Origin of the sequence: uncultured Propionibacterium sp. (assembly GCF_963539965.1) — a bacterium.
Taxonomy (GTDB): Bacteria; Actinomycetota; Actinomycetes; order Propionibacteriales; family Propionibacteriaceae; genus Propionibacterium.
In genome coordinates, this window is the sequence record NZ_CAUTOU010000102.1 from 1 (window position 1) to 5,080 (window position 5,080).

A 5,080-nucleotide genomic window follows, 5' to 3' on the forward strand; every position below is an offset into this window, starting at 1 on the left:
GATGACGAACACCACCGGGCGACGGGAAACGGCGCGGCCGATAAAAGCGAACATGCTGACTCCCTCATCGTGCTTACCGAATTATTGCAGTCGGCACTGACGGTGCCCGGCGGTCCTCCGGGCCCCGTCGTCCCGTTCCCGGGCAGGGGGTCGTGACATCCTGGGCCCGGGTTGCGCTGCGGCCCGGAAACGAGCCCCGCTCAGCACTCGATCACCGGGGCCCGCAGCGAATACCAGGAGATCCCACGGGTCGGGCCGGCCCCGGCAACTCGGCACTGCCCGGAGTCCGGAAGATCTGTTCCACTCCGCCCGGCGTCAGCCCGTCATCCGCTGCTGCACCCCGGTTGTGGTGAGCCACTGCGCCTCCGGTGCATGACCCGCGGTGCATGACCGGCGAGGGGAGCCCCCGGAGGGAGTCGAACCCTCGACCCTTCGCTTACAAGGCGAATGCTCTGGCCGCTGAGCTACGGAGGCGTCGCCGGGCCAGTCGGCCCCGGCGGCTCGTACGGCAGGGCCGACGGGCACGAACCATTGTGCCGTCCCGGGCCGGGTGCGGCCAATCGCCCGGCGCCGGGCGATTCCCGCCCGCTCACTCCAGGTCGCCGGAGGCGGCGACGAAGGCCAGGCAGTTGCCCCGCAGGCGGACCCGTTCGGGAGCCTCGAAGAAGACCGATTCGCCCTGGTGGATCTCGCCGAGCTCCCCGCCCCGCTCGTCCTGGATCGAGACGTGTCCTTCGACGACGAGCAGGATCCGCGCGCGCCCGGCACCGGGCAGGTCGGTCGGGCGGTCCGGCGCCAGGTCGGCGCGCCACAGCGAGAACTCGGGCTCGTCGGTGGGGTAGTAGGAGACACCGGCCCCGACGGGGGAGGGCGTGATGATGTCGGGCTCGTCCGGTGTGAAGTGCAGCAGCGAGACGAGGGCGTCGACGTCGATGTGCTTCGGTGTCAGACCGCCGCGCACGACGTTGTCGGAGCTCGCCATGATCTCGATCCCGGTGCCGCTCAGGTATGCGTGCAGGACGCCGGCCGGCACGTGCAGACCCTGGCCCTTGTTCAGGTGCACATGGTTGAGCATGAGTGCGGCCAGGATCGTCGGGTCACTGGGATGGAATTCGTCCAGGCCGATGGCCAGGCGCGCGAATCGACCCACCCTCCCCCTGTCGTCGGCGTGGTCGAGCGCCGCGCTGAGCACGCCGTTGGTCATGGCCCGATGCGTCTCGTCGGGGCACAGGCACTCCAGGAAGACCTCTGCCAGGCCGGCCTCGGCGCCGCGGTGGCGCAGCGGGCCGATCAGCGGTTCGAGTGACTCGCGCGGCTCGAGGGCGTCGAAGAGCTCGGCGGTCTCGAGCGGATCGCGGAAGCCCCACAGAGCCTCGAAGGGGCCGAGGGCGACGAGCAGTTCGGGCTTGGGCCAGGTGTCCTTGTAGGTGCGCGTGGGATCGTCGAGCGGGACGCCCCTGGCCTCCTCGGCCTGGAAACCGGCGCGGGCCTGGTCGCACGACGGATGGGCCTGCAGGCTCAGCGGCTGGGCGGCGGCCAGGATCTTCATGAGGTAGGGGAACTGCCCGTCGAAGCGCCGCCCGGCCTTCCCGAGGATCTCGGGGCGGGAGGCGACGAGCCGGTCGAGGGTGGTGTCACCGATGACGGCCGGGCTGGACGGGTGAGCGCCCAGCCAGTACTCGGCCTGCGGGTTCCCGTCGGCCTCGACGCCGAGAATGGCCGGGATCGCGTCAGGAGAGCCCCAGGCATAGTTCTTCACGATGCCCGTCAATGGTCGCATGAGTGGTCCTTACATCCTCCCGCTTGGTCGTTGCGCGCACTCACACCGACCGCCCGCTCCCGGGACCGCCGTGTCAGGCACCTGCCTGCTTATAGTGTCATGGACCCGTTCCCTCCGCCACGGGGAACCCTCTCCATGGGCTCCCCGTCGAAGGCGTCGGCCGGACGGGCTGCGAATGACAATGATGTCATTCCCGTGGGCTAGACTCGAGGCATGTCCCAGCTGGTGCACGAGATCGATGAAAACGGTGCTCTGTCCGAGCGCGACGCCGCCATCCTCGACTTCGAGAAGTCCTGGTGGACGGCCCGCTCCTCCAAGGAGGAGGAGATCCGGGACCGCTTCGACCTGTCGACGGCGCGCTATTACCAGATCCTCAACGCGCTGATCGACCGCCCCGAGGCCCTCGAGCACGACCCCCTGCTCGTCAAGCGCCTGCGCCGCCTGCGCGAGCAGCGGCACCGCGAGCGCTCGGCCCATCGCCTGGCCCGCTGAGCCCGGGATGGTTGTTCAGAACTGTTCCTGAAGAATTCTTGTGCGGTGACGACCGTGATGGCTTCGGGGAATGCGTGGAAGGGGCTGCGGTAGGCGATGCGGCGCGCATCCTCATCGGCAACGGCGCGCGAGAGACAGCCCGCGCCGGGGCTCTTGGCCGGGCGGCGCTCGTCCGATGCGCGGAACCGCGGGAGCACGGAGCCCCGGCGACCCGGGCGGACGGCTCCGCTCCCGTCCCTCCCGCGGTGCGCCCGTCGGACGTCCGCCCCACCGGGGCGTCACGGGTTGAGCCGGAGCCGCTCAACCCGACGGTGAAAAACTTTTGCACTCCATGGGTTCGAGTGCTAAGAATGTGGTTAGCACTCGGTGTGGCTGAGTGCCACCCGAGGATCGGGGGTGAGGCTCGCAAGAGCCGTCCGTCGCGGGCATCGTCGATCCGCCTCACATTGACAATGAAGCGTCGGCTCGGCCGGCGCGGACAACGAAGCGCCGGGCGACCGGCGCGGGAGGATTCCCACCGAACATGGCAAAGCTTATTGAATTCGACAGCGGCGCCCGCCGTGGCCTCGAGGCGGGTATGAACACCTTGGCCGATGCGGTCAAGGTCACGCTCGGCCCCAAGGGTCGCAATGTCGTCCTGGAGAAGTCGTGGGGCGCTCCCACGATCACGAACGACGGCGTCTCCATCGCCAAGGAGATCGAGCTCTCCGACCCCTATGAGAAGATCGGCGCCGAGCTGGTCAAGGAGGTCGCCAAGAAGACTGACGACGTCGCCGGCGATGGCACCACCACTGCGACCGTCATCGCCCAGTCCATGGTGCGTGAGGGGCTGCGCAATGTCACCGCCGGGGCCAACCCGATCGAGCTCAAGCGCGGCATCGAGAAGGCCACCGAGGCCATCTCGGCCGAGCTGAGCAAGCTGGCCATCGACGTCGAGACGCGCGACCAGATCGCCCAGACCGCTTCCATCTCCGCCGGCGATCCCGCCGTGGGCGATCAGATCGCTGAGGCCATGGACAAGGTCGGCAAAGAGGGTGTCATCACCGTCGAGGACTCCAACACCTTCGGCCTCGAGCTCGAGCTCACCGAGGGCATGAACTTCGACAAGGGCTACATCAGCCCCTACTTCGTCACCGACACCGAGCGCATGGAGGCCGCCCTGGACGATCCCTATGTGCTCATCGTCGATGGCAAGATCTCGTCCCTCAAGGACCTGCTGCCCATCCTCGAGAAGGTCCAGCAGACCGGCAAGCCGCTCCTGGTGATCGCCGAGGACGTCGACGGCGAGGCTCTCGCCGGCCTGGTCGTCAACAAGATCCGCGGCACCTTCAAGTCCGTCGCCGTGAAGGCCCCGGCCTTCGGCGACCGTCGTAAGGCCATGCTGGGCGACATCGCCACCCTCACCGGTGGCCAGGTCGTCTCTGACACCGTCGGCCTTTCGCTCGACACCCTGCCGATCGAGATGCTCGGACGTGCCCGCTCCGTCTCCGTCACCAAGGACTCCACGACGATCGTCGACGGAGCAGGTGACAGGGACCAGATTCAGGGCCGTATCAAGCAGATCCGTACCGAGATCGAGAACTCCGACTCCGACTACGACCGCGAGAAGCTCCAGGAGCGCCTGGCCAAGCTCGCCGGCGGCGTGGCGGTCATCAAGGTCGGCGCCGCCACCGAGGTCGAGGCCTCCGAGCTCAAGCACCGTATCGAGGACGCCGTCCGCAACGCCAAGGCCGCTGTGGAGGAGGGGATCCTCCCCGGTGGCGGTGTGGCCCTCATCCAGGCCGCCGTTGCCGCCGGGCTGCCCGCTGGACTGACGGCCGATGAGGAGATCGGCGCCCAGATCGTCTTCACCGCTGTCGAGGCCCCGCTGAAGCAGATCGCGGTGAACGCCGGCCTCGAGGGCGGCGTCGTGGCCGAGAAGGTCAAGGGTCTTCCGAAGGGCCAGGGGCTGGATGCTGCCGCCGACGAGTACGTCGACATGGTCTCCTCCGGCATCATCGATCCCGCCAAGGTCACGCGCTCCGCCCTGCAGAATGCCGCCTCCATCGCCGGCCTCTTCCTGACGACCGAGGCCGTCATCGCCATCAAGCCCGAGCCGAAGCCCGCCGCTCCGGCCGGCGCCGACGAGATGGGTGGCATGTACTGATCCCCTGCAGTGGCATGGGCCACCTGCACGATTCGGTTGAGGGGCCGGCCCCGGTGGGCCGGCCCCTCAACCTGTCCAACGGCTTGTCCAGCGGCGGTCGCGCTCGTTGGCGATGGGGGCGCTTCCTGGCCGGTTGCCTGGCGCCGGCCCCTGCCCTCGGGGCTCCTCGGCACGAGGCCGGCCCGTCGTGTCTACCGGGGGCGAAGCGGCAGCGGCGGTGTGGATCCACCCTCTGGCAAGGTGACAAGGTGAATCGTTCCTCCGGTGCCGGCTGCTGCAGCTGAACGGATCGTTCGATTTGCATGCGCGGTGCTTCCGGGGTAACGTTCTCCGAGCTGCCGCAAGGTGGTGTGACAAGAGAAGGGTTCCTGACGGGGTTCGGCCGCTTCCTGCGGGTGGTCCCGAGTCGGTGCCGGTGTCCGGAGAGGGTCTGGTTGATTCCGGGTTCTCAAGGGTCTACACTAGTCAGGCTGCCTGCTGCCGGTGACAAGAGAGCGTGTGGTCGGTCCGGTAACCATCAATGGTTTCCTGGTTTGACGAGAAATCCGAGATCGTGTTTTGATTTCGATGGATCGGTCGACTACGGTGATTCGAGTCGCCGTTCAGCGGTGGTTGTTTCTTGATAACTCAACAGCGTGTTTCTGGTTTTGTTTTGTTTTTTG

3 protein-coding genes and 1 tRNA gene are annotated in these 5,080 nt (G+C 67.7%); 2 read left to right on the top strand and 2 right to left on the bottom strand.

The window, feature by feature from the left end:
* Positions 1-401: 401 nt before the first annotated feature.
* Together R2N01_RS11040 and manA are read right to left on the bottom strand one after the other, a co-directional pair.
* A tRNA-Thr gene (locus R2N01_RS11040) sits at positions 402-474 on the bottom strand.
* Between the two features lie 115 nt (positions 475-589).
* Positions 590-1,780 (bottom strand): mannose-6-phosphate isomerase, class I, encoded by a 1,191-nt coding sequence (gene manA / locus R2N01_RS11045; protein WP_316671163.1) that lies wholly within the window; start codon positions 1,778-1,780, stop codon positions 590-592.
* 213 nt (positions 1,781-1,993) lie between these two features.
* Here manA and R2N01_RS11050 point away from each other — a divergent pair, with 213 nt between their 5' ends.
* Together R2N01_RS11050 and groL are read left to right on the top strand one after the other, a co-directional pair.
* Positions 1,994-2,272 carry a DUF3263 domain-containing protein gene (locus R2N01_RS11050; protein ID WP_316671165.1) on the top strand — a complete coding sequence of 93 codons (279 nt, stop codon included), beginning with the start codon at positions 1,994-1,996 and terminating at the stop codon, positions 2,270-2,272.
* Positions 2,273-2,795: 523 nt separating this feature from the next.
* A complete protein-coding gene (gene groL / locus R2N01_RS11055) occupies positions 2,796-4,418 on the top strand; it encodes a chaperonin GroEL (RefSeq protein ID WP_316671167.1) in 1,623 nt (540 codons plus the stop codon).
* Positions 4,419-5,080 lie beyond the last annotated feature (662 nt).

Excerpts from the sequence above, each read along its gene's own strand:
- manA (WP_316671163.1), bottom strand. The coding sequence starts at position 1,780 with ATGCGACCATTGACGGGCATCGTGAAGAACTATGCCTGGGGCTCTCCT.
- R2N01_RS11050 (WP_316671165.1), top strand. The coding sequence starts at position 1,994 with ATGTCCCAGCTGGTGCACGAGATCGATGAAAACGGTGCTCTGTCCGAG.
- groL (WP_316671167.1), top strand. The coding sequence starts at position 2,796 with ATGGCAAAGCTTATTGAATTCGACAGCGGCGCCCGCCGTGGCCTCGAG.